This window comes from Micrococcus sp. 140720015-1 (assembly GCF_053627595.1).
Genome location: NZ_JBSEYC010000001.1, coordinates 617,928 through 641,305, shown reverse-complemented (window position 1 = coordinate 641,305; position 23,378 = coordinate 617,928). Strand labels below are relative to the sequence as shown.

19 protein-coding genes and 1 tRNA gene are annotated in these 23,378 nt (G+C 74.8%); 8 read left to right on the top strand and 12 right to left on the bottom strand.

The window, feature by feature from the left end:
• Window position 1 precedes the first annotated feature (1 nt).
• The 7 genes from mtrA to ACUXPL_RS02955 form a co-directional block, all read right to left on the bottom strand.
• Complete coding sequence (gene mtrA / locus ACUXPL_RS02985; RefSeq protein ID WP_049158902.1) at window positions 2–682, bottom strand: MtrAB system response regulator MtrA; 681 nt, start codon at window positions 680–682, stop codon at window positions 2–4.
• Between the two features lie 153 nt (window positions 683–835).
• On the bottom strand, window positions 836–1,951 hold the full coding sequence (locus tag ACUXPL_RS02980) for a hypothetical protein (protein ID WP_454181832.1): 1,116 nt from the start codon (window positions 1,949–1,951) through the stop codon (window positions 836–838).
• On the bottom strand, window positions 1,944–2,333 hold the full coding sequence (locus tag ACUXPL_RS02975; protein WP_002854878.1) for a chorismate mutase: 390 nt from the start codon (window positions 2,331–2,333) through the stop codon (window positions 1,944–1,946). Before ACUXPL_RS02975 ends, ACUXPL_RS02980 begins: the two co-directional genes overlap by 8 nt.
• A 9-nt stretch (window positions 2,334–2,342) precedes the next feature.
• Entirely contained in the window at window positions 2,343–3,479 is a 1,137-nt protein-coding gene (gene mnmA / locus ACUXPL_RS02970; RefSeq protein WP_036315990.1) for a tRNA 2-thiouridine(34) synthase MnmA, read from the bottom strand.
• A gap of 39 nt (window positions 3,480–3,518) precedes the next feature.
• Window positions 3,519–4,721, bottom strand: coding sequence for a cysteine desulfurase family protein (locus ACUXPL_RS02965; protein ID WP_454181830.1), 1,203 nt, complete (start codon window positions 4,719–4,721; stop codon window positions 3,519–3,521).
• A gap of 37 nt (window positions 4,722–4,758) precedes the next feature.
• Window positions 4,759–5,448, bottom strand: a complete 690-nt coding sequence (locus ACUXPL_RS02960) for a potassium channel family protein (protein WP_012750984.1) — start codon at window positions 5,446–5,448, stop codon at window positions 4,759–4,761.
• On the bottom strand, window positions 5,441–6,799 hold the full coding sequence (locus tag ACUXPL_RS02955) for a TrkH family potassium uptake protein (RefSeq protein WP_454181828.1): 1,359 nt from the start codon (window positions 6,797–6,799) through the stop codon (window positions 5,441–5,443). Before ACUXPL_RS02955 ends, ACUXPL_RS02960 begins: the two co-directional genes overlap by 8 nt.
• Before the next feature lie 65 nt (window positions 6,800–6,864).
• Here ACUXPL_RS02955 and folP point away from each other — a divergent pair, with 65 nt between their 5' ends.
• Genes folP through ACUXPL_RS02930 form a run of 5 tightly spaced genes read left to right on the top strand, consistent with a single transcriptional unit; the run spans window position 6,865 to window position 11,634 of the window.
• Window positions 6,865–7,857, top strand: coding sequence for a dihydropteroate synthase (folP, locus tag ACUXPL_RS02950; RefSeq protein WP_454181826.1), 993 nt, complete (start codon window positions 6,865–6,867; stop codon window positions 7,855–7,857).
• On the top strand, window positions 7,854–8,645 hold the full coding sequence (locus tag ACUXPL_RS02945; RefSeq protein ID WP_454181824.1) for a pyrimidine reductase family protein: 792 nt from the start codon (window positions 7,854–7,856) through the stop codon (window positions 8,643–8,645). Before folP ends, ACUXPL_RS02945 begins: the two co-directional genes overlap by 4 nt.
• Window positions 8,642–9,595 carry a J domain-containing protein gene (locus ACUXPL_RS02940; RefSeq protein ID WP_454181822.1) on the top strand — a complete coding sequence of 318 codons (954 nt, stop codon included), beginning with the start codon at window positions 8,642–8,644 and terminating at the stop codon, window positions 9,593–9,595. The genes ACUXPL_RS02945 and ACUXPL_RS02940 overlap by 4 nt, the downstream gene beginning before the upstream one ends.
• A gap of 40 nt (window positions 9,596–9,635) precedes the next feature.
• Window positions 9,636–10,196: a tRNA (cytidine(34)-2'-O)-methyltransferase gene (locus tag ACUXPL_RS02935; protein WP_098092342.1), complete on the top strand. Its 561-nt coding sequence runs from the start codon at window positions 9,636–9,638 to the stop codon at window positions 10,194–10,196.
• 7 nt (window positions 10,197–10,203) lie between these two features.
• Entirely contained in the window at window positions 10,204–11,634 is a 1,431-nt protein-coding gene (locus ACUXPL_RS02930) for an anti-sigma factor (protein ID WP_454181819.1), read from the top strand.
• A 21-nt stretch (window positions 11,635–11,655) separates the two neighbouring features.
• Here ACUXPL_RS02930 and ACUXPL_RS02925 read toward each other — a convergent pair whose 3' ends face one another.
• Window positions 11,656–12,435 carry a PIG-L deacetylase family protein gene (locus ACUXPL_RS02925; RefSeq protein WP_454181817.1) on the bottom strand — a complete coding sequence of 260 codons (780 nt, stop codon included), beginning with the start codon at window positions 12,433–12,435 and terminating at the stop codon, window positions 11,656–11,658.
• Window positions 12,432–13,712, bottom strand: a complete 1,281-nt coding sequence (locus tag ACUXPL_RS02920; RefSeq protein ID WP_454181815.1) for a S1C family serine protease — start codon at window positions 13,710–13,712, stop codon at window positions 12,432–12,434. Before ACUXPL_RS02920 ends, ACUXPL_RS02925 begins: the two co-directional genes overlap by 4 nt.
• A gap of 258 nt (window positions 13,713–13,970) precedes the next feature.
• Here ACUXPL_RS02920 and ACUXPL_RS02915 point away from each other — a divergent pair, with 258 nt between their 5' ends.
• The 3 genes from ACUXPL_RS02915 to ACUXPL_RS02905 all read left to right on the top strand — a co-directional run bounded on the left by ACUXPL_RS02915 (window position 13,971) and on the right by ACUXPL_RS02905 (window position 18,619).
• Window positions 13,971–16,103, top strand: a complete 2,133-nt coding sequence (locus ACUXPL_RS02915; protein ID WP_454181813.1) for a TPM domain-containing protein — start codon at window positions 13,971–13,973, stop codon at window positions 16,101–16,103.
• A gap of 117 nt (window positions 16,104–16,220) precedes the next feature.
• A complete protein-coding gene (locus tag ACUXPL_RS02910) occupies window positions 16,221–17,039 on the top strand; it encodes a PspA/IM30 family protein (RefSeq protein WP_180535822.1) in 819 nt (272 codons plus the stop codon).
• A 179-nt stretch (window positions 17,040–17,218) separates the two neighbouring features.
• Window positions 17,219–18,619: a sodium/glutamate symporter gene (locus ACUXPL_RS02905; protein WP_406926214.1), complete on the top strand. Its 1,401-nt coding sequence runs from the start codon at window positions 17,219–17,221 to the stop codon at window positions 18,617–18,619.
• A gap of 126 nt (window positions 18,620–18,745) precedes the next feature.
• Here ACUXPL_RS02905 and ACUXPL_RS02900 read toward each other — a convergent pair.
• The 3 genes from ACUXPL_RS02900 to ACUXPL_RS02890 all read right to left on the bottom strand — a co-directional run bounded on the left by ACUXPL_RS02900 (window position 18,746) and on the right by ACUXPL_RS02890 (window position 23,328).
• Window positions 18,746–18,819 (bottom strand) — tRNA-Met (locus ACUXPL_RS02900).
• 176 nt (window positions 18,820–18,995) lie between these two features.
• Window positions 18,996–22,139 carry a UPF0182 family membrane protein gene (locus ACUXPL_RS02895; RefSeq protein ID WP_454181811.1) on the bottom strand — a complete coding sequence of 1,048 codons (3,144 nt, stop codon included), beginning with the start codon at window positions 22,137–22,139 and terminating at the stop codon, window positions 18,996–18,998.
• Window positions 22,140–22,257: 118 nt separating this feature from the next.
• A complete protein-coding gene (locus ACUXPL_RS02890) occupies window positions 22,258–23,328 on the bottom strand; it encodes a PDZ domain-containing protein (RefSeq protein ID WP_406926216.1) in 1,071 nt (356 codons plus the stop codon).
• Window positions 23,329–23,378: the final 50 nt, after the last annotated feature.

The following is a 23,378-nucleotide window of genomic DNA, read 5'->3' as shown; positions in this document are numbered from 1 at the left end:
GTCAGCCCTGGCCGGCCTTGTACCCGACGCCACGGACGGTCAGCACGACGCACGGGTTCTCGGGATCCGGCTCGACCTTGGAGCGCAGGCGCTGGACGTGGACGTTCACGAGCCGGGTGTCGGCCTGGTGCCGGTAGCCCCAGACCTCCTCCAGCAGCATCTCGCGGGTGAAGACGTGGCGCGGCCGCCGGGCGAGGGCCACGAGGAGGTCGAACTCCAGCGGGGTGAGGGCGATGCCGACGCCGGCGCGGGTGACCTGGTGGCCCGCCACGTCGATCTCGAGGTCCCCGATGTGCAGGACCTCCGCCGGCTTGGCCTCCCCCTCACGCAGGCGGGCCCGGACGCGGGCCACGAGCTCGGCCGGCTTGAACGGCTTGGGCACGTAGTCGTCGGCACCCGACTCGAGGCCGCGCACCACGTCCGCCGTGTCCGACTTGGCCGTGAGCATCACGATCGGCACGTCCGACTCGGCTCGGATGAGCCTACAGACCTCGATGCCGTCGATGCCGGGGAGCATGAGGTCCAGAAGCACGAGATCGGGGCGCTCGCGGTGGAACGCGGGCAGTGCGGAGGTGCCGTCCGCGGCGAACGCCGGCTCGAAGCCGTCGTTGCGCAGGACGATGCCGATCATCTCGGCCAGGGCCTCGTCGTCGTCCACCACCAGGATCTTGGCCTTGCCCATCCTGACCTCCTCGTCAGCGCTCCCCCCGGCGCCGCGGGCGGGTTCAGCCCCGGGCACAGGAAATTTTCAGGATCAGCCCGATGATACCCGCCGGGCGGGCCCGTCCACGGCCGACGACGCCGGAGAGTCGTCCCGGTCCGTCGGGGCGCCGGCTCAGCCGCGCAGCTCGGCGAGCCGTGCGGCCAGCTCCTCCGCGTCCCGCCGCAGAGCGCGGAGCACGGCGGGGTCGTGCGACCCCGCCGCCGTGAGGCCGACGTCGCCCACCCGCCCGGGGTCCACCCCCAGCCGTTCCCACGTGCGGACGACGTCGACCGGGCGCACGCCCGGCTCGGGGGCCATCGTCAGCCCGCGCCCGACGTCGGCCCAGCCGGCCGCCGCCTCCCACGCCTCGCGGGTGCCGGGCGAACCGTCCGGGCCGTCGTCGAGGGCGCCCACGCCCACGACGAGCGAAACTGGGGCCGGGGTGGGCGCGTCCGCAGCTGCGTCGGGCCTGGGCAGGGACTCTCCCGTCAGCGTCGCCAGCGCGGCGGGCCCGGGCAGCTCGGCCCCCGGGGAGGCGGCCCGGCAGCCCGGCGCGAGCCACACCCGGGCGACGTCGGGCAGGGCGGTGAGCCCGTCGAGGGCGGCGCGCCACAGCCCGCGGGCCTCCTCGCGCGGCAGCGACCGGACGGTGCGGTACCCGCTCGCGGTGGGCAGGGTCCCGGCGAGGACGGCCGCCGCCCACGGCTCGTCGACGACGACGCCGAGGCGGGCCGCGCCGGTGGCCCTCCGGAGGCGGGGCAGGGCGTCCTGCAGCCCCTCGAGATAGGACTCGGCGACGTCGCGGCGGGCGCCGTGGTCGCCGAGGACGCGCTCTCCCCCGGGCAGCCAGAGGCCGGCGAGCAGGCTGAGCGGGCCGCGCACCCGCACGGCCAGACGTTCGACGACGGCGCCCTCGGCCCCCGCGGTGTCCGCCCAGCGGTGCGCGTCCTCGTGCCAGAGGGAGACGGCGCGGCGTCGGTCGCGGCCGGAGCCGGCGGCCCCGGGCGGGCTGACCCGCCAGCCGTGCGGCTGCAGGTCGACGGCCAGCTCCTGCAGGAGGGCGGCCGAGCGGCCGGTGGCGTCGGCGCCGGGTCCGCGATCGGGCAGCTCGGGGAGCACCGGCCAGTGGTCCGCGCCGAGCTCGCCGAGCGTGACGCGCTGCGCCTCGGCGACGTCGGTGCCGCGCCACGGCGTGCCGCCGAGGGCGACGGGGCCGCTGGCGCCGTCGTCGTGGGCGGCCTCAGTCATCCGCGTCCCCGGAGCCCGCCCCCGGCTCCGCCTCGGCGTCCGGGCGGCCCTCGGCCGCCAGCGCACGGTGGTGGCGGATGACCTCGGCGATGATGAAGTTCAGGAACTTCTCGGCGAACGCGGGCTCGAGGTCCGCCTCGAGCGCGAGCCGGTGCAGCCGCGCGATCTGGGCGGCCTCGCGCCCGGGGTCCGAGGGCGGCAGGTCGTGCCGGGCCTTGAGCGCGCCGACCCGCTGCGTGAACTTGAACCGCTCGGCGAGCAGGTAGACGAGCGAGGCGTCGATGTTGTCGATGCTGCCGCGGATCGCGAAGAGCTCGTCGAGGACCGCCGGGTCCGCGGTGCCGGGCAGCGAGCTGGCGTGGGGATCGTAGTCCGGGCTCATGGCCGAAGCCTACGCATCCGCGGGGGCGGACAGCCGGGCATTGCGGGCGGTGTCGATGGTGGCCTGGCCGAGCACGCGGGTGCCCCGGTACAGGACGGCCGTCTGACCGGGGGCCACCCCGCGCAGGGGGCGCGCCGGCTCGATCTCCCACCCCGGATGCCCCGCCGCGTCGGCGCGCTGGCGGGCGCGGGCCTCGACGATCTCGCCGTGGGCCCGGAACTGCAGCGCGCAGTCGAACCAGGCGCCCGTGCGGGCTTCGGGCACCGGGGCGCCGGCCCACGACGGGCGGATGCCGGTGATGCGGTCGACGTCGAGCAGCTCGCGGCCGCCGACGACCACCGTGTTCTCCTTCGGCCGCACCTCGAGCACGAACCGGGGCTTGCCGTCGGGCGCGGGACGGCCGATGGCCAGGCCCTTGCGCTGGCCGACCGTGAACGCCTGGGCGCCCGCGTGGGTGCCGAGCTCCTGCCCCTCCGGGTCGACGATGGGGCCGGGGGCGAGGTCGATGCGCTCGGCGAGCCAGCCGCGGGTGTCGCCGTCGGGGATGAAGCAGATGTCGTGGGAGTCCGGCTTCGCCGCCACGGACAGGCCGCGCTCAGCCGCCTCGGCGCGCACGAGCTCCTTGGACGGCGTGTCCGCGAGCGGGAAGAGGCAGTGGGCGAGCTGATCCGCGGTCAGCACACCGAGCACGTAGGACTGGTCCTTCGCGTCGTCCGCGGCGCGGTGCAGCTCCAGCGAGCCGTCCGGACCGGGCCGCACGGCGGCGTAGTGGCCGGTGCAGACGGCGTCGAAGCCCAGCTCGAGGGCGCGCTCGAGCAGCGCCGCGAACTTGATGCGCTCGTTGCAGCGCATGCACGGGTTGGGCGTGCGGCCTGCCTCGTACTCGGCCACGAAGTCGTCCACGACGTCCTCCGCGAACCGCTCGGAGAAGTCCCACGTGTAGAAGGGGATGCCGAGCCGCTCGCACGCGCGCCACGCGTCCGAGGCGTCCTCGATGGTGCAGCAGCCGCGCGAGCCGGTGCGCAGGGTGCCGGGCATGCGGGACAGGGCCAGGTGGACGCCGACGACGTCGTGCCCGGCGTCCACGGCACGCGCCGCGGCGACGGCGGAGTCGACTCCCCCGGACATGGCGGCCAGGACCTTCACGGGCGGACTCCTCTCTCGACGACGGACGGGCGGTCCAGTCTAGACGCCCGGCCCCAGCAGCGTCCGCAGCGCGTCGATGAGCGCGGCCGCCTCGGCCGGCGTCGTCGTCCGGCCGAGGGTGAACCGCTGGGTGGCCCGTGCGTCGGCCTCCGTCCGCCCCGGCAGGGCCGTGACCACGTGCGACGGCTCGGACACCCCGGCGGTGCACGCCGACCCGGACGAGGTGTCCAGTCCGGCCATGTCGAAGGAGAACAGCAGCGCGTCCGCCGTCCGGCCCGGCACGGTGATGTGGACGTTGCCGGGCAGTCGGCGCGTCCCCGGCGGCAGCGGCTCCCCCGTCGCCGGGTCGAGGTCCCGCGGCCCGGTCAGGCGCACCCCGTCCAGGGCGTCGACGGCGGCGATCACCTCGTCCCGCAGCCCGCCCAGGCGGGCGGCCTCGGCGGGCTGCTCCGCGACGGCCTCCGCCACGGCGGCCGCCAGCGCGGCGGCCAGGGCCACCGACACCGTGCCCGAGCGCAGGCGGCGTTCCTGGCCGCCGCCGTGCACCACGGCCTCCACCGTGACGTCCCGGCGCACGAGCAGGGCGCCGACACCCACGGGGGCGCCGACCTTGTGCCCCGAGACGGCCAGGGTCGCGGCCCCGGACGCGGCGAAGTGCACGGGCACCGCCCCGAGGGCCTGGACGGCGTCGGTGTGCAACGGGACCCCGTGGTCGGCCGCGAGCCGGGCGGCCTCGGCGACGGGCTGGACCGTGCCGATCTCGTTGTTGGCCCACATCAGCGTGGCCAGGGCGGTCCGCTCGGGCGCGGCCGCCAGCGCGGCCCCCCATGCGGCGAGGTCGACCCGCCCGTCGTCGTCGACCGGGACGAGCACCGGCTCGGCGCCCTCGTGCGCGGCGAGCCAGTCCACCACGTCGAGGACCGCGTGGTGCTCGATGCCGGTCAGCACGATCCGGGTGCGCTCCGGCGCGGCCGCGCGGCGGGCTCGGTACAGCCCCTGGACGGCGAGGTTGTCCGCCTCGGTGCCCCCGGACGTGAGGATCACCTCGGTGGGGTGCGCCCCGAGCGCCGCGGCGATGCGCTCCCGCGCCTCCTCGAGGTGCAGCTTGGCCCGGCGGCCGGAGGCGTGGAGGGAGGCCGGGTTGCCCGGCAGCGCGGCCGCCTCGGTCAGGGCCGCGAGCGCGGTGGGGCGCACCGTCGTGGTGGCGGCGTGGTCCAGGTGCACGCGGTCCGGAGTGGTCACCCGGCCAGTCTAGGAGCCGTGGCGGATGTGCCCCGGCTCAGTCCCGGGCGAGGAACCGCTCGACGTCGCGGGTCGGGCCCACCAGGAGGATCGTGTCCTCGGGCTCGAGCACGTAGTGACTCGGCGGGTAGAGCCACGTGCCGCGGCTGCGGACCGCGACCACGCGCATGCCCCGCTCCCCCGCGAGCCCGGTGGCTCGCAGGTCCCTGCCCAGCAGGCGCGACGGCGGCGTGGCCCGGACCATGGCCAGGCCCGGCTCGACCTCGACGAAGTCCTGGAAGGACGTGCTGACCAGGTGCGCCACGCGGCGGCCCATGTCCCGCTCCGGGTGGACCACGTGCTCCACGCCGAGCTGACGCAGGATCTCGCCGTGGCGGTCGTCGTTGGCCTTGGCCCAGAGCTGGTGCGTCCCGAACCGCCGCATCAGCGAGACGGTGAGGATCGAGTCGGCGAGGTCGCCGCCGATGGCGACGACGACGTGGTCCATCTCGTGGACCGAGAGCTGGCGCATCGCCTCCTCGTCCGTGCTGTCCGCGCGGACGACGTGGGTCAGCCGGCCGTTGAGCGCCTGGACGGCCTCGGCATCGGCGTCGACCCCCAGCACGTGGCAGTCGGACTCCATGAGCTCGAGGGCGACCCCGGAGCCGAACCGGCCGAGCCCGAGGACGGCCACGGTGGGGCGGTCGCCCCGGCGGGGGGCGAACAGGGAACGGGTGAGATCAGCCAATGAGGGGCCTCTCCTTCGGGTACTCGAAGTGGCGGGTGCGGTCCGTCAGGGCCAGGCTGCCGGCGACGGTGGCGGGGCCGATGCGGCCGACGAACATGAGGAGCATGAGGATGCCCTGCGCGGCCGGCGGCAGCTGGGCGGTGATGCCGGTGGACAGCCCCACCGTGCCGAACGCGGACACGCACTCGAACAGGATCTGGTCGGTCGTGAACGAGGACAGGCCCATGAGCGCCATCGTGGCGACGGCGATCGCGATCGCGGAGAGCATGATCACGGTGATCGCCTCGCGGTGCGTGGTCCGGGAGAGCCGGCGGCCGAACGCATGGACGGCGCCCTCCCCCCGGATCTCCGCGAGCACGATGAACAGCAGGACGCTCGCCGTCGTGATCTTCACGCCCGAGGCGGTGCCGGCGGGGCCGCCGCCGATGAACATGAGCACGTCGGTGGCGAAGAGCGTCACGGGGTGCATCTGCCCGTAGTCCAGGGTGTTGAAGCCGGCGGTGCGGGTCGTGACGGACTGGAAGAACGCCGCGAGCACGCGCGAGGCCGGGTCCAGACCGCCCAGGGTCCGCGGGTTGGACCACTCGAGGACGAGGTACATGAGCGTGCCGCCCACCAGCAGCACCGCGGTGCCCACGAGCACGAGCCGGACCGTGAGGTTCCACCGCTCCGGTCGGCGCAGGTGCCGCCGCAGGGTCAGCACGACCGGCAGGCCCAGGCCGCCCAAGATGATCGCCGCCGCGATCGGCAGGCAGATGAACGGGTCCGAGACGAAGCCCATGAGGTTGTCGCCGAACAGCGCGAACCCGGCGTTGTTGAATGCGGAGACCGCGTGGAAGATCCCCTGCCACAGTGCCTGGCCCGGGGACATCCCCGCGCCCAGCCAGAAGCGCAGGCTCAGCAGCAGCGCCACCGAGGCCTCGACGGCCGTGGAGTACAGGGTCAGGGCCCGCAGCACCCGGGGCAGGTCCCCGATCCCCTCGGCCCGGGTGGAGGCCGCGGCGTCGAGGCGCTGGGTGAGGCCGAGCCTCCGGAGGATCACCAGCCCCAGCAGCGACGTGAACGTCATGACGCCCAGGCCACCGAGCTTGATGAGCGCGAGGATCACGACCTGGCCCAGGGGTGTCCAGAACGTCTGGGTGTCCACGACGCCGAGGCCCGTCACCGTGGTGGCGCTGGTCGCCGTGAACGCGGCCTCCAGCGGGGTGGGCGCGCGGCCCTGATACGAGGCGGGCAGCAGCAGTGCGCCGGTGCCCGTCACGATGGCGACGAGGAAGGACCCGACCACGAGCTGGGTCGGCCGGAAGCGGGGCCGGCGCGGGCCGACCCGCGGCGACGAGGTGGTTGCCACGGGAGGGAAACATAGTCCTCCCGGGGCGCACTGTCACCGTGCGGCGCCGGTGGTTGAATGGCCGGGTGCCGACCCCCTCCGTCCCCCTCGTCCACCCGGTGCACCGGTTCGCCCACCACGAGATCGACTTCCGCCGCCGCATCGTCACGATGGCCGTGGTCAACCGCACCCCGGACTCCTTCTACGACGACGGCGCCGGCGCCGTCCTGGAGGACGCCCTCGCCCAGGCCCACGCCGCGGCGGACGCCGGAGCCGAGTGGGTCGACGTCGGCGGCGTGCCGTTCGCGCCCGGGGCGGAGCTCGACCCGGCCGAGGAGGCGGCGCGGGTGGTCCCTCTGATCGCGGCCCTGCGGCGCGGCGACGGGCCCGGTGCCTCCGATGCGTCGCGCCGGCTGATCCTCTCGGCGGACACGTTCCAGCCGGCCGTGGCCGAGGCGGCGCTGGCCGCGGGGGCGGACGTCGTCAACGACACCACGGGACTGTTCCACGCGGACCTGGGCCGGGTGGTGGCCGCCGCGGACGCGCACCTCGTGGTCACCCACTCCCTCGCCCACGTGCGCGGACCCCGGGCCGTGGTCCCCCGGCCGACCTACGGCGACGTCGTCACGGAGGTCCGCGACCACCTGCGGCGCACCGTCGACCGGGCCGTGGCGCTCGGCGTCCCCGAGGAGAGGATCATCGTGGACCCCGGCCACGATCTGAACAAGAACACCCGGCACACCCTCGAGATCACGCGGCGACTGGACGAGATCGCCGCCCTGGGGCTGCCCGTGCTGGCTGCGGTCTCGAACAAGGACTTCATCGGCGAGAGCCTGGACCGGCACCGGCACGAGCGCCTGCCCGGCTCGCTGGCCGCGGCCGCGGCCTGCGTGTACGGCGGCGCCCGGATCCTGCGCATGCACGACGCCGACGCCTCCGTCTCGGCGGCCCGCATGCTCGAGTGCGTGTTCGGGTGGCGTCAGCCGGCGCGCCTGGTCCACAACATGGGCGAGCAGAACACGCCGCCGGACCGCAGCACCCTGGCCGAACACCGCGCCCACCGCGGGGGGCGGGCATGAGACGGCTGACCGAGACCGGCCCCGGCCTGGACGACGACGCCCTCCGCGCCGCCCTCGCAGCCCCGGCGGCCGTGGACACCGGCCCCGGACCCTGGGTCCGCGTCGTGTTCATCGCCTCCGCCGACGGCGCGGCCACCCTGGACGGCCGTGCCGGCGGGCTCGGCTCCCCCGCGGACCAGCGGCTGCTCTCGCTGTCCCGGCACGACGCCGACGTCGTGCTCGTGGGGGCCGGGACCGTCCGGGCCGAGGGCTACGAGGGAGCGCTGCTGTCCGAGGAGGACCGGCGTCGACGCGCGGGGGCCGGCCAGCCCGCGGACCCGCCCGTGGCCGTGGTCAGCGGCAGCCTGGACCTGGACCCGGAGTCCGCGTTCTTCACGGCCGCCCCGGTGCGCCCCTGGATCCTCACGTCCCGGGCCGCCCTCGTGGCCGAGCCGGAGCGGGCGGCGGCGCTGGCCGCGCGCGCGGACGTGCTGGCGGTCGGCGAGGAGCACGTGGACCCCCAGACCGTGGTGGCGACCCTGCACGCGCGCGGCGCCCGCGTCGTCCACTGCGAGGGCGGACCGCGCCTGTTCGGCAGCCTCGCGGCGGCCGGCCTCGTGGACGAGGTGCACCTCACCGTGGCGCCGCTGCTGGCCGGACCCGCCGCCGGCCGCGTCCTGACCGGCGAGGACGGCCCCGGCCTCCCGGCTCGGCTGCAGCTGGTCCAGGTGCTCCACGACGACGGCATGCTGTTCCTGCGCCTGCGCCACGAGCGGCACGCCTCCCCCGGCTCGGACCCCACGCCGTGAGCGCGGCCGAGGAGCACCGCACCGCCTACGAGGTCCTGGGCGTGCCCCGCGACGCGACCGCCGAGGAGGTCCGGCGGGCCTACCGCCGCGCGGCCCGGGCCGCGCACCCCGACGTGGGCGGCGACCCCGCCGCCTTCCGGGCCGTGACGCGGGCTTGGGACCTGCTCGGCGACGCCGAGGCCCGGCGCCGGTACGACCTCTCGCTGCCCGGCCCGGACGCCGGTGCCCGCGGCCCCCGCGCGACGGCCGGATCAGGGCGGGCGCGATCGTCGGGACGGCCCGGACCCGGCGGACCTGCCGCCCGCCCCGTGCGCTACGAACCCCCGCCCGGCGAGGCGGAGGCGGACCCGACCGTGCTGGACCTGCCCCGGTCGAGCCAGCGCGTCCACGGGGCGCCGCGGCCTCGCGGGATCCTGCCGGACGAGCACCGGGTGCTGCGGCAGGCCCGCACCCTCGACGTGCTGCTGCGCCACGTGGCGGACGCGCTCCCGGCCGCGCGGGTCCTGACCGGGCTGCGGCTGGGCGGGCGCTGGGGACGGCACCTCGACGTGGACCACGCGGTGCTGTGCGGCCACCGCCTGGCGTTGATCGGCTCCGTCATGGTCCCGGAGGGGACCTACACCTGGGACGGGGCGGATCTGCGCTCCCGGGGCCGTCCCGTGGCCCCGCCGCTGCTCGGCCCCGCGATGATGGCGTGGCAGCAGGCCCTGCCCCAGGTCACCGTCGGCGGGTTCGTGCACGTGATGACGGACCGCGACGCGCGGCACGCACCCGTGATCCGCCACACGCGCGGCGCCGACGCGCCGGAGGCGCAGGCCGACCTGCTCACCGCCCCGCCCGCGCCCGGGATCGCGTTCGCGCGCGAGGTCGCGCTCTTCCTGGGCACCGGCACGGATCCGGACCTCGTGGACCGGCGCGCGCTCGGCGCGCTGGTCGACCGGCTCCACTGAGGCACGCCCCCGCCCGGCGGCGCCCCACTAGGCTGGGCGCGTGCCCGACTCCCCCACCCCGCCCCGCCCGAACCCGCACGAGGGCGCCGACCGCGCCCCGGCGCCCGGCACCCCCGGCTTCCGGATCCTGCTGCTCACCCCGGAGATCCCCGGCAACACCGGCAACGCGATCCGGCTCGCCGCCCTCACGGGGGCCGAGCTGCACCTCGTGGAGCCGCTGGGCTTCGGGTTCGAGGACGCCCACCTGCGCCGCGCCGGTCTGGACTACCACGACCTCGCGGTGGTGACGGTGCACCCGGACCTCGACGCGGCGCTCGCGGCCCTCGCCCCCGCCCGCGTGCTGGCCTTCACCGCGCGCGGGTCCGTGCGGCACGACCGGGTCGCCTACCGGCCCGGCGACGTGCTGCTCTTCGGCCGCGAGTCCACCGGCCTGCCCGAGGAGGTGCTGGCCGATCCGCGGGTCACCGAGACCGTCTGCCTGCCCATGCAGCCGGCCCGTCGGTCCCTGAACCTGGCGAACGCCGTCTCCATCGCCGTGTACGAGGCCTGGCGCCAGCACGACTTCGCCGGGTCCGCTGCCCGCCCCGATTCCCTAGACTGAGGCCACCATGCAGACTCCTGACGCGTCCGAGCCCCACGCCGACCGCCCCGATGACGCCGGCCAGCCCGCCCTGGACACCCTCCTGCGCCGCAGCGCCGAGGGTGACCGGGCCGCGTTCTCCGCGTTCTACGACGCCACGGTCCCGTGGGTGCACGGCCTGGCCGAAGCGATGTTCGGCCCCGGCGACGACGCCGCCGCGGCCACGGTCCGCACCTACCTGACGGCATGGGAGGAGGCCTCCGAGGCCGGGCTCGACCTGAGCGAGCGTGACGACGCGACCCACCGCGAGCGCCAGGTGTTCACGTGGCTCGAGGTCCTCGCCCACCGCGTGATGACCTCCCTGCGCCGCGCCGGCGGATCCGCGGCGGAACGTGGGCGTCGTCCCGGCCCGGCCGGGCCCGCGCCGCTGCCCGAGGACCTCGTCGACCGCGTGGCCCCGGAAGCCTACGAGGCCGTGCGACTGGCGTGGCTGGGCGGCTGCACCGGCCGGGAGGTCGCCGACCGGCTCGGTCTGCCGGCCGGCCAGGCCCGCACCCTCCTGCGTGACGGCGTGCGGCAGGTCGTGGCGGCCCGCCGCGACCTCACGCAGGACGCCGCCCGGCCGTCCGCGCCGGCCCCGGCGACCGGCCCGGCACTCGGCGCGGACGTGCGCGAGGACGTGGACGCCGGCCGCACACTCGAGCTGGCCGACCTCTCGGCCGTGCACGCCCTCGACACGGCCGGGCACACCGCGGCCTTCTCCGCCGTGCAGCGGCGGGGCGGCGAGCTGGCCCGGTGGCGCTCCCGGGTGGACGGTGCGCGCCAGGCGGTGGCCTGGGCGTTCCGGTCCGTGACGGCCGAGCCGCCGTCGGCCCTGCTCGACGAGATCCTGCGTCGCCTGCCCGCCCAGGACGTGGGCATGGACCTGATCGGCGACGAGTCCGCCCCCGCCGGCCCGCCGCGGGACCGCCTGCGCTGGCTCAAGGTGACCGCCCTCCTGCTGCTCGCGGCCCTCGTGCTCGGCGTCGGCGGGTGGACGGTGTGGAGTCAGTTCACACGGCCGGGCATCGTGCACCGCATCGACCAGTCGAAGGACCTGTTCACGACCTCGGAGTACCCGGCCCAGGACGGCGGCACGGTCCAGGCGTTCCTGTCCCGGGACCAGAACAGCGGCTACCTGACGATCAGCGGGATGCCCCAGCTGCCGGAGGGCCAGTCCTACCAGCTGTGGCTCTACCCCTCGGACGGGACGGCCCCGGCCTCGCTCGGCACGTTCGACGCCAACGGCTTCGGCGAGCCCGTCACCTTCCGGGGGCTGGACCGCTTCGCGGCGATGGGCATCTCCGTGGAGCCCAGCTCGGGCTCGGAGGTGCCGACGTCGGAGCCCGTCGTCGGCGTGGACCTCGACCCCACCGCGCAGACCGGCCCGCGCTACGGCGGGCGACCGAGCACCAACTGAGAGGTCCCGCAGGGGGACGGTTCAGAACCCGGCGATGGTGCCCGGGCCGTTGACCGTGACCAGGTGGAACGCCTCGGCGTGACCCGGCGCGGCGGCCAGGCCGGCGGCGCGCCGGTGGTGTTCGGCCATCTGGTCGAGCACGTGCCGCCGCATCGCGTCGACGTCCGGGTGCTGGGAGAGGTGGGCGTCGAGGGCGCGCAGCTTCTGCTCCGCCAGACCCGTGACGTCCACGACCGTGTTCCGGCGCGCGGCGGGGGCGGCGTACAGCAGCAGGTTCCGGACCTTGAACGCCTCCAGCCCCTCCGCCGCGAGCTCCGGGTACGCGTACGGGTTCTCGACCGCCGGGTACGCGGCGCGCACCACGGCCTCGCCGCAGGCGAGGTGGTCCGGGTGGGCGGCCTGCATCCGCTCCCAGTCCCGTTCCGGGTGGGTGCTGAGCACCACGTCCGGCCGGACGCGGCGCATCAGCGCCACGAGCTTGCGGCGCACGCCGTGGTCCGGCTCGAGGTGTCCGTCGCGCTCGCCGAGGAAGTGGACCTCGGCGGCACCGACGACGGCGGCGGCCGCGCGCTGTTCGGCGTGCCGGCGGGCGGTCATCGCCTCCGGGCCCTCCGAGTCGAAGCCGCCGGCGTCCCCGTCCGTCACGATGCACAGCTCGATGTGCAGCCCGGCGGCGCTGAAGCCGGCCAGGGTGGCGGCGGCCCCGAAGTCGAGGTCGTCCGGGTGGGCGCCGACGGCCAGGACCCGGCGCCAGCCGTGGTGGGCCGCGAGCGCGGCGGGGGTGGTGAGCGTGGTGGTCACGAGCGGGTGTCCTCCGTGAACGTCACCTCGGTCGTCTGCTCCGCGCCGTCGCGGAGGTAGGTGACGTCCACCGAGTCTCCCACGCGGTGCTCGCGGACGACGGCGGTGAGGGACTCGGAGTCGATCACCGCGCGGTCGCCGACAGCGGTGATCACGTCGCCCTCCTTCAGCCCGGCCGCGTCGGCCGCCGACTCTCCCACGACCTGCTGGACGCGGGCGCCGTCGCTGAACACGGTCCGGGCGTTCTCGCTGCCGCCCTGCACCTCGGCGGGCTCCGGGGTGACGCTGACGCCGAGCATGGCGTGCGTGGCCTCGCCGTGGTCGATCAGGTCCTGCGCGATCCGCTGGGCGTAGTCCACGGGGATGGCGAAGCCGACCCCGATGTTGCCCGCCTCGCTCTGGTCCTGGCCGGCCGAGGCGATCGCGACGTTCACACCCACCAGGCGGCCCTCGGCGTCGACGAGCGCGCCTCCGGAGTTGCCGGGGTTGATGGCGGCGTCGGTCTGCAGCACGTTGATGTACACCTCGCCCTGGGTGCCCTGCGGGGTGCCGGGCAGCTCGAACCGGTACTGCTCGGCGCCGGACGACGAGCCGGAGCTCTCGCCCTGGGACTGGGGCGCCTCGGAGGACGCCACCGCGATGGTCCGGTCCAGGGTGGAGATGATCCCGTCGGTCACGGTGTTCGGCAGGCCCAGGGGGGCGCCGATGGCCACGGCCTCGTCCCCGACCTTCAAGTCCCCGGACCGGCCGATCTGGATGGGGGTGAGGTCCGGGGCATCGATCTTGATGACGGCCAGGTCGGACAGCGAGTCGGTGCCCACGACGGTGGCCGCGTAGACCTCCCCGTCCGAGGTGCGCACCGTCAGCTCGGCGTCGTTGGCCTGGCCGCCGAGGGTGACCACGTGGGTGTTCGTGAGGATGTGCCCCTCCGTGTCCAGGATCGACCCGGACCCGGAGCCGGAGGAGGAGCCCGACGTCGCGGAGATGGTCACCACGGAGGGCAGCGCCGTCTTCGCGGCGTTCCCGACGGCGGTGTCCGCCACGGGCTGTCCCCCGGCCTCGGCCGAGGTGTCCGTCGTCTGCGAGGACGAAGAGCTCGCGGCCTCGGACGCGGCCGCGCCGCCGTCCTCGGCGACCGCGCAGCCGGAGAGCCCCACCACGAGCACGGCCGCGGCGAGCAGGCCCGCCCCGGCACGGGCGCGGGTCTGGGGCCGGGGTCGCGCGACGGTGCGGGCCGTCGGCACGGGGGGCTGGGTGGGGGCGGCGGTCTGGTCCACGGGGTCCTCGCTTCGGGTCGGGCCCCGGGCGGTCGACATGGACGCCCGTCGTCTTGCGGACGCGCGCCCCGGGGCGCGTCCATGCTGACGTGGATCGCTGAACGCCGCCTGGACGTCGGCCGGACATCCGCTCCTCCGACGGCCCCGGCCGCGCCGGATCTCTGGTGCCCGATTCCCACGCCGCCCTACACTCAACCCCAGGATCCGGCGGGTCCGCCCGGTGTGGCGGCTCGCCTCAGCCGTCGAAGGAGACCCCGCATGACCGTGTCCGCCCGCCCCGCCGACGTCGGCCGTCTGGCGCGTGCCGTGACCGCCGCGGGTCTGGGAGGCCTGGGCCTCCTGGTGGCGGCGCCCGCCGCGCACGCCGTGACGGTCCCGCCGGGCGTGTACGTGGTGGACGAGGCCGGTGTGCTCTCGACCTCCGATGAGCAGCGGCTGACCCAGGAGATCCAGGACCTGCGCCGGGACACCGGGCAGGGGCTGTACGTCGTCTACGTGGATGAGTTCAGCACGGACGCCCAGACGCTGGCCCAGGACGTGGCGCGCCAGCGCGGGCTCGGGACGAACGACTCGGTCCTGGCGATCGCGGTCGAGGACCGCGCCTATGGGCTGGACAGCGGCGGGGACGCGAACCTGCAGAACCAGGTGACGCGCACCTACGTGGGCCCGGAGCTGTCCAAGATCGGCACGGACCCCGGCTCGGCGGAATGGCTCGCGGCGGGCACCGCCGCGGTGCAGGGGCTCGACGACGCCGCCGACGGCACGCTCGACGGCACGGGGGCCAGCGGGGCCGAGTACGATCCGGCCGGCGCCCTGCCGGCCGGCACCGCGGGCGACGGGAGCACGGCCCAGGGCGCCTCCGACGGCGGCGGGGCCCTGACGGCGGTGCTCGGCGCGGGCGCGGTGGCCGCGGCCGTGGGCGGCGGCGTGCTCGTGGCCCGCAGCCGGAAGCGCACGCAGGGCGGCGCGGTCGAACGGGGCCGCACCGAGGAGGTCCGCCGTGACCCCCTCGACGAGCTCAGCGTGGAGCAGCTGCGCACCCAGGCCGGCTCGAAGCTCGTGGCCGCGGACGACGCCATCCGCTCCTCGGAGCAGGAGCTGGGCTTCGCCGAGGCGTCCTACGGGGAGAAGTCCGTGGCGACGTTCCGCGAGGACATCGACCAGGCCAAGGAGCACATGCGGGCCTCGTTCCAGCTCCAGCACCAGCTCGACGACGAGATCCCGGACACCGAGGCCGAGCAGCGCGCCTGGCTCAAGGAGATCATCCAGCGCAGCGAGGCCGTGGGTGCGGCCCTGGCGGCGCACAAGAAGGAGTTCGACTCCCTGCGCGACCTCGAGAACCAGGTGCCCGAGGCCCTCGAGCGCGTCGACGCCCGCCTGCCCGAGGCCCGGTCCCGGGTGCAGGAGTCCGAGTCGGCGATCGCCGCGCTGCACGGCCAGTACGCGGAGTCCGCCCTCGCCGAGGTCGCGGACAACGCGGCGCAGGCTCGGGAGCGGCTCGAGTTCGTGGAGACCGCCGTCGCGAAGTCGCGGAGCGCGTGGGACGCCCAGGACCGCTCCACGGCGGCGCTGGCCGTGCGTGCCGCCGAGGAGGCGCTCAGCCAGGTGGACACGCTCACGGAGGCGGTGGGCAAGGCCGAGGGGTCCCTGCGGGCCATGCTGGGCAACCTGCAGACGGGCCTCGCCCAGTCCGAGCAGGACGTGGCCGAGGCCGAGGCGCTCGTGGCCAACGGGTCGCACCCCGAGCTGGCCGGCCCGGTGGCCGGGATGAAGACCGCCGTGAACGCGGTGCGCCGGACTCTCACGGCCGGCCGCCCGGACCCCCTGGAGCTGCTGCACCAGCTCGAGGCCGCGCACCGCCAGCTGAACACTCCGCTGGCCGGCGTCCGCGACGCTCGGGAGCAGGCCCGCCAGGCCTCCCAGGTGCTCACCTCCACGATCGCCCAGGCCCAGGCGCAGATCGACGGCACGGCCGACTTCATCGGCGCCCGACGCGGTGCGGTGGGCTCGGAGGCCCGGACCCGGCTCGCGGAGGCCGACCACACGCTGCGTTCGGCGATCAGCCTCGGCCGCACCGACCCCGTGGCCGCCCTCCAGCAGGCGCAGCGCGCCTCCCAGCTGGCCGAGCGCGCGAGCGAGCTGGCCCGCGCGGACGTCGAGGGCTTCGGCTACGGCCCCGGCATGGGCGGCATGTACGGCGCACGCCCGCGCGCCGGAGTGGGCGGCAGCTTCGGCGGCGGCCTCGGCGGCGCACTGCTCGGCGGCATCCTGATGAACTCGATCCTGAACAGCGGCAGCTGGGGCGGCGGTGGCTTCGGCGGCTTCGACGGCGGCGGCCTCGGCGGCGGCGACTTCGGCGGGTTCGGCGACATCTCCGGCGGCGGCTTCTGATCGCCGCCCCCATGAACTCCGGCGCCCCGGGCGCCGGCCCGGCCCGCACGCGCGGGACGGGGTGGACGCAGGCCGACGGTCTGCGCTGACGTGAAAGACCGACGAAAGGCAGACACCATGGTCAAGCAGTCCATCTTCGGCCGCATCAGCACGCTGGCGAAGGCCAACATCAACGCGATGCTGGACAAGGCCGAGGACCCCCAGAAGATGCTGGACCAGATGGTCCGCGACTACACGAACAACATCGCGGAGGCCGAGGCCGCCGTCGCCCAGACGATCGGCAACCTGCGGATGATCGAGGACGACTACCGCGAGGACCAGGACGCGTCCCGCAGCTGGGGCCAGAAGGCGCTGGCCGCCTCCCAGAAGGCCGACGACTTCCGCACCAAGGGCGACACCGCCTCGGCGGACAAGTTCGACAACCTCGCCAAGGTGGCCATCGAGCGCCAGATGGACTTCGAGCGCCAGGCGAAGTCCGCGGAGCCGACCATCGCCTCGCAGCGCGAGATCGTGGAGCGCCTGAAGACCGGTCTGGACCAGATGAAGGCCAAGCGTCAGCAGCTGGTCGCCAAGCGCGACGAGCTGACCGCCCGCGCCAAGTCCGCCCACGCCCAGTCCGCGGTGGCCGACGCCGTGAAGTCGATCGACCTGCTGGACCCGACCTCCGAGGTCTCCCGCTTCGAGGAGAAGGTCCGACGCGAGGAGGCCCGCGTGCGCGGCCAGCAGGAGATCGCCGCGTCCTCCCTCGACGCCCAGTTCGAGTCCCTCGAGGACCTCGGCGAGAAGACCGAGGTGGAGGCCCGCCTCGCCGCCCTCAAGGCCGGCGGCGCCGGCCAGGCCGCCCTCACATCGGGCGACGTCGACGCCGACGAGACCCTCACCCTCGACTACGCCGCCGAGGGGACCGCCGAGGAGACCGGCACCGCGCGCGGCTGACCCCGCCCCGCCCCACGGCCCGTCGCCCGGCCCACGCCGGCGCGGCGGGCCGTCCTCGTGCGCCCCGGCCCGGTGCCCCTCCCGGCCGCGCCCCGGCCCCCGCACTCCTTTGGTACTGTCCCGGGGTCCCTCGGCACGCTCCGTGGGGCTCCCCCGTCCCCGCACAGAGGAAGAACCCCATGCAAGAGCAGTTCACGGCCTGGTCCGTGCTGGTCGACGCCGGCCTCATCGGCGCGCTCCTGGCCGTGGGCACGCTGGCCCGTGCCGTCATCACGCCCCTGCAGACCCTCATGATCCCGGCCTCCGTCATCGCCGGCATCCTGGGCCTGGCCCTCGGCCCGAACGGCCTGGGCTGGCTGCCGTTCAGCTCCCAGCTGGGAACGTACGGCTCGATCCTGATCGTCATCGTGTTCGTGTGCATCGCGCTCACCGACGACTTCGACGTCCGCAAGATCGGCCGCCCCGTGGGCGCGTTCGCGTCCTACGGCGTGCTGATCTACTCCTCCCAGGTGGCCATCGGCGCCCTCGTCACGCTGCTCGTCCTGCAGCCGTTGTTCGACGCGCCCGACTCGTTCGCCGCCCTGCTGTTCGCCGGCTGGGCGGGCGGCTTCGGCTCCGCGGCCGCCGTGGGCCAGGCATACGCGGCCAACGGCGATGCGACCGTCACCTCGCTGGCCTACACCTCCGCCACGGTCGGCATGATCGTCGGCGTGGTGGGCGGCATCATCCAGGCCAAGATCGGCGCGCAGCGCGGCCACGCGCAGGAGTTCGCGGGCCTGACCTCCATCCCGGAGGAGCTGCGCACCGGGGTGCTGAACCAGGTGGAGGAACGCCCGGTCATCGGCCGGCACACCTTCTCGGCGGCCTCGGTGGAGTCACTGGCCTTCCAGATCGGCGTCGTCGCGATGATCGCGGCGGCCGCGCACGGTGTCGTCTCCTGGATCACGGCCGTGTGGCCGAGCATCGTGGGTGAGGACGGACCCCAGCTGATCATCCCCGCGTTCGCGATCGCGTTCCTGCTCGGCCTGATCGCCCGCGTCCTGTTCCAGGCCACGAAGACGGCGAAGTTCCTCGACCCGGGCTCGCTGAACTCGGTGTCCGGCACCGCCACGGACATCCTCATCGTCTGCGGCATCGCCGCGATCGCCCCGACCGTGGTCGTGGACTACTGGCAGCCGCTGCTGCTCCTGTTCGTGATCGGCCTCGCGCTGGCCCTGTTCCTGGGGATCGTCGTGGCGCCGCGCGTCATGACCGACGCGTGGTTCGAGAAGCAGCTGTTCACGTGGGGCTGGGCCACCGGCGCCGTCGCCACGGGCGTGGCCATGCTGCGCATCGTGGACCCGAAGCTGAAGTCCGGGACCATGGAGCAGTTCGGGGTGGCGTACATCCCGGTGGTGCCCGTGGAGATCGCGGCGGTGTCCTTCGTGCCGCTGCTGCTCATCGCGGGCCTGTCCTGGGCCGTCGTCGGCATCTGGGGCGCGATCGCGGTCACCGCGATCATCGCCGCCGTCTGGCTGCGCCGCACCGATCCGGGCCGCCGCACGCCGGCCCAGCAGGCGGTCCGGGCCTCGAGCCGCTGACGCTCCCCCACCGATCGTCCGAGGGCGGTCGCCCCAGCCCGCCGGCACCGTGCCGGCGGGCCGGGGCGACCGGGCCCGGGCATGCGAGAAGGCCCCCAGCAGATGCTGGGGGCCTTCTCCTTCTCGTTGCGGGGGCAGGATTTGAACCTGCGACCTCCGGGTTATGAGCCCGGCGAGCTACCGAACTGCTCCACCCCGCGGCGACTTCTAGAACTATACACACCTGTTCCGTCGAGTTCAAATCGGCGTCAGCACCCCGCCATCCGGCGGCCATGCGGCAGCCACCTGCCCCGAGACGGCGGCGGCCCCGACCACGCGCGGTGCGTGGCCGGGGCCGCCGTCGACGGTCCGGCGGGCCCGGCCCGCCGGCGTCGGCTCAGCCGCTCGGCGTCGGGCTGGGGCTCGACGACGGCGCGGGGCTCGCCTCGGCCGGGGCCTGGTCCCGGGCGGGCGCGTCGCCGCCCAGGGCGTCGTCGGCGGCGGTGGCACGCTTCAGGGCCTCGTTGAGACGCTTCTGCTGCTCGCCGTAGCCGGCCCAGTCACCCTCGGCCAGACGCTCCTGGCCCCGGGTCAGGGCGTCCTGCGCCTCCTCGAGGGCCGCCGAGAGCTCCTCCTCGACCGTGCCCGGAGCCGTCGGCTCCTCGCCCGGCGCGGGCGCCTCCGCCTGGTTCTCCTCTGGGGTGACCGCGCCCGAGTCGCCATCGAACACCTGGTCCAGGGCCTCCTGGAGGGTGTCCGCGAAGCCGACCTTGTCGCCGAAGGAGACGAGCACCTTGCGCAGCGTCGGGTAGGTGGTGCCGCCCGAGGAGCGGACGTACACCGGCTGGACGTAGAGGATGCCGCCGGCCACCGGCAGAGTGATCATGTTGCCGTTGAGCACCTCGGAGGCGCCCTGACGCAGCAGGTTCAGCTCCCGCGAGACGTCCGCGTTGGAGTCGAAGTTCGCCTGCGCCTGGCCGGGGCCGGGCACCGTGGTGGACCGCGGCAGCTCGAGCAGGCGGAGCTTCCCGTAGCCCTCGGCCTTCACGCCGTCCTCCCCCGAGCCGGCGTCGCCGGTGGCGGAGAGGAAGCCGTAGAGCACGTTGCGCTGCTGGGCACCGTCCGTGATCTGCGGGATGTAGCTGCTGGTGAGGGAGAACGCCGGCTCGTCCTGGCCGGGCATCTGCAGCGTCATGTAGTACGGCGGCTGCTTGACATCCTCCTCGCGCGTGGGGTCCGACGGCACGGACCACGCGTCGTTGTTCTCGTAGAAGTCGTCCGCATCGGTCACGTGGTAGCGGCCGAGCAGCTCGCGCTGGACCTTGAACATGTCCTCCGGGTAGCGGACGTGGTCCATGAGTCCGGCGCTCATCTCCGAGTACGGGCGCAGTGAGGACGGGTACACGTTCTGCCAGGCCCGCAGCAGCGGATCCTGGTCGTCCCACGCGTAGAGGGACACCGAGCCGTCGTACGCGTCCACCGTCGCCTTCACCGAGTTGCGGATGTAGTTCACCCGGCCCTGCATCGCCGGGTTCTGGCCCTGGCTCAGGGAGTCCACCGTGACCTCGCCCAGCTGCTGGGCGGTGGAGTACGGGAACTGGTCCGAGGTCGTGTAGGCGTCCACGATCCACTGCACGCGGCCGTCGACGATCGCCGGGTAGGGGGCGGTGTCCACCGTCAGGTAGGGCGCGACCTTGCGGACGCGCTCGGCCGGGTCGCGGTCGTAGAGGATCTGCGAGGCCTCGTTCACGTCCGAGGACAGCACGAGCTCGGGTGAGCCGAACTTCACCGCGTACGCGAGCCGGTTGAACAGGTTGCCCACCGAGGGGCCGCCGTCGCCGGAGAAGGTGTACGCCGTGTCCTCCTGGGAGTCGGCCGTCTGCGGCCGGTCGCGTTCGACGGCCGGCGCGCCCTCGGGCGCACCCACCACCGAGTACGAGGGCGAGTTGTGCCCGAAGTAGATGCGCGGCTCGTAGTCCTGGTCGGAGGCCAGCGGCCCCCGCGTCGGGATCTCGGAGAGCAGCCACTGGGGCCGGCCGCCGGCCGCGACCTCGGAGGCGTCGGCCACGACCATGCCGTAGCCGTGCGTGTAGATGGTGTGGCGGTTCACCCACGACTGCGAGTCGTCCACGTTGACGTCACGGGCCGCCAGGATGGTGTCCCGCGTCTGGCCGTCCACCTCATAGCGGTCCACGTGCAGCGTGGTGGGGAACGAGTAGTACGGACGGAACTGCTGGAGCTGCCCGAAGGTCTGGGAGATCAGGTTCGGGTCCATGAGACGGACGTTGGCCGTGTTGGCCTCCTCGCCCGCCAGGGCCCCGGCCTCGGTGTCCGTGGCGCCCTCATAGTTCGTCACCTCGACGTCGTCCAGGCCGTACGCCTCGCGCGTCATGGCGATGTTCCGTTCGATGTACTCGGACTCGAGCGTGCGCTCGGACGGCTTCACCTGGTACTCCTGCACGATGAAGGGGTACGCCGTGCCCACCACGAGCGCCGTGATGACCAGGACCGCGGTGCCGATCAGCGACAGCCGCCACCGGCCCGAGACCACCGTCCACACGAACAGGCCGGCCACGATCACGGCCGTGACCGCCAGGATCGCCGACGTCGGGATGACCGCGTTCACGTCCGTGTAGAGCGCGCCGGCCCAGTTGCCGGTCTGCGACTGCGTGGTGCGGTAGCGGTTGAGCCAGAAGTTGACGCCCTGCAGCAGCAGGAACACGGCGAGGGTGATGCCCATGTGGGCGCGCGCCGCCGGGGCGATCCGCACACCGCCGCCCTCCTCCACGCGCACCGCGCCGTACAGGTAGTGCACGAGCAGACCGGTGATGCCGGAGATCAGGACCACCGAGATCAGGTAGCCGACCACGAGCGTCAGGAACGGCAGGGTGGCCATGAAGAACATGAGGTCCAGGCCGAACTCCGGGTCCGCCTGGCCGTAGGGCACCTGGTTCAGGAACAGCAGGACCGTGTTCCAGCCGTTCATCGCGGTGGAGCCGGCGAACACGCCGAGCACGAGCGGGACACCCAGGAACACCAGGCGCCGGATGGGCTCGAGCTGGCGCTGGGCCTGGCTGAGCGAGTCCCGCGCGGCCGCGGACGCGTCCGCGGGGCGGTGGCGCCAGGCCGTGCGGATCGCCAGCCACACGGCGAGGGCCATCCCGAGCCCGGCGATCAGGAACAGCGCGGCCTTGGCGACGACCTCGGTCCAGAAGACCTCGGTGAAGCCCAGCTGCGAGAACCACAGCACGTCCGTGTAGACGTTCGTGAACACCACGAACAGCCCCACGAGCACGGCCACCGCGATGATGGTCAGCACGAGCGCGCTCGGCCGGCCCGGCCGGCCCCTGCCGCGCGCGGCGGAGGACCCGCCCCCGCCGAACGGGCCGCCGGGGCCGCGGTCGCCGTCGTCGCCCGGGCCGCGCGGGGCGCCGCCGAAGGGGCCGAACGCCCCGAACGGGCCGGACTGGCCCCCGGCGGTCCCGCCGCCGTCACGGGGCGGGCCGCCGAACGGTCCGCCGCCTCCCTGTCCGAAGCTCACTGCTCTGTCCTCTTCCCTCCCGCATCCGCGGGGCTCTGCTCCGGCCCGGGGCGCTGCGCCCCGGACATGTCATCCGGTCTGGTGGTCTGGTGGTCTGGTGGTCCTGGTGTGCGTCGGCTCAGCCGCACGTCCGGGCGGCGGCCGGGGTCTCCCCCCGGGCCACCGCCTCGACGATGTCGCGGGCCTGGCCCAGCGTATCCACGGGGTACACCGTCAGACCCTCGGGCACACGGCCGGCCAGCTCCTCGCAGTTCGCCGTGGGGGCGAGGAACGTCGTGGCCCCCGCCTCGGCGGCGCCGCGCACCTTCTGCGGGATCCCGCCGATGGGGCCCACGACGCCGTCCCCCGTGATCGTGCCCGTTCCGGCGATCGGGGCGCCCCCCGTCATCGCCCCCGGGGTGAGCCGCTCGATCACGGTGAGCGCGAACATCAGACCCGCCGAGGGTCCGCCGATGTCCGGCACGGTCAGCTCGACGTCCACCGGGACGTCGTAGGCGGTCTCGATCAGGGCCCCCATCTGCCACGGCTGGGGCGCGCCCTCGGGGGCGGCTGCCACGGGCACCTCGAGGTCCTGCTCCACGCCGTTCCGGCGGACCGTCAGCGTGACCGGGTCGGGCCCCGCGGCCCCGACGGCGGCGCGCACGGCCTCCAGGTCGGCCACGGGCCGTCCCTCGGCGGCGATCACCTCGTCCCCGGCCCGCAGGACGCCCTCGGCGGGCCCGCCGGACACGAGCTGCTGCACGACGAGACGCTGGGGCACCTCCCGGCCGAGCTCGTGCAGGGCCGCGGCGGTCGCGGTCTGCTGGGAGTCCGACATGGCCGCCGAATTGGCCTCGCCGACCTCGTCGGAGGTGACGCCGGTGGGGTACATCAGCTCGCGCGGGACCACGTCCACGGCGGGGTCCGTCAGGCCGCGGCCGAGGTCGAGCAGGGAGGTGGTGCCGATGGGCGGGCCCCCGACCATCACGGTGGTCATGTCCAGGGTCCCCTCACCCGGGTCCGCCTCACCGCCCTCGACGCGCAGCACGGGTCGACCCTCGCGTTCGCCCAGCAGGTCCACGGCGGGGCCGGGGCCCTCGAGGATGTAGGGGGTCGGGGCCAGCAGGGCCAGCCCGGCGCTGCCCAGGGCGAGCCACCCGGAGAAGGGCACGCGGGCGGCGCGGATGGTCCTCGAGGGCACTGCGCGCACGCGACACCGTCTTTCCTGGGGGTCCTGATCGGGCCGTCCTCGCCGCCGGG

Bases quoted from the DNA above. Each gene is read 5' to 3' on its own strand.
- mtrA (WP_049158902.1), bottom strand. From the start codon at position 682: ATGGGCAAGGCCAAGATCCTGGTGGTGGACGACGACGAGGCCCTGGCC.
- ACUXPL_RS02980 (WP_454181832.1), bottom strand. From the start codon at position 1,951: ATGACTGAGGCCGCCCACGACGACGGCGCCAGCGGCCCCGTCGCCCTC.
- ACUXPL_RS02975 (WP_002854878.1), bottom strand. From the start codon at position 2,333: ATGAGCCCGGACTACGATCCCCACGCCAGCTCGCTGCCCGGCACCGCG.
- ACUXPL_RS02945 (WP_454181824.1), top strand. From the start codon at position 7,854: ATGAGACGGCTGACCGAGACCGGCCCCGGCCTGGACGACGACGCCCTC.
- ACUXPL_RS02930 (WP_454181819.1), top strand. From the start codon at position 10,204: ATGCAGACTCCTGACGCGTCCGAGCCCCACGCCGACCGCCCCGATGAC.
- ACUXPL_RS02915 (WP_454181813.1), top strand. From the start codon at position 13,971: ATGACCGTGTCCGCCCGCCCCGCCGACGTCGGCCGTCTGGCGCGTGCC.
- ACUXPL_RS02910 (WP_180535822.1), top strand. From the start codon at position 16,221: ATGGTCAAGCAGTCCATCTTCGGCCGCATCAGCACGCTGGCGAAGGCC.
- ACUXPL_RS02905 (WP_406926214.1), top strand. From the start codon at position 17,219: ATGCAAGAGCAGTTCACGGCCTGGTCCGTGCTGGTCGACGCCGGCCTC.